The organism is Massilia sp. CT11-108, from assembly GCF_047302915.1.
GTDB classification, from domain to species: domain Bacteria; phylum Pseudomonadota; class Gammaproteobacteria; order Burkholderiales; family Burkholderiaceae_D; genus Telluria; species Telluria orientalis.
This window is the reverse complement of record NZ_JBKYMO010001793.1, coordinates 1-232: the sequence shown is the minus strand read 5'-3', so window position 1 is coordinate 232 and position 232 is coordinate 1. Positions and strand designations below refer to the sequence as shown.

At 56.9% G+C, this 232-nt stretch carries 1 pseudogene; it reads right to left on the bottom strand.

Going from position 1 to position 232, the window contains the following annotated elements:
- Positions 1-232 (bottom strand): annotated as a pseudogene (locus tag ACEN88_RS36345) (arsenical-resistance protein); the annotation flags it as partial.

Genomic DNA, 232 nt, shown 5'->3' with positions numbered 1-232 from the left:
CCCTGTCCGGCAGGAACGCCCAGGCTAGTGCTGTCATGAAAAGCGGCATGATGATCCAGTTCAGCACGAAGCTGATGGCGATCTGCTTCCACAGCTCGCGCTTCTTGAACAATAGGTGCAGGGTTTCGAAGCGTACTTTGCACAAGATCGGATACATCATCACGAGCAGACCGACTGCTATGGGCGCGCTGACGCCGACGAATGTGCCTCGCTGTAGTGCGGGTCCGGTTTC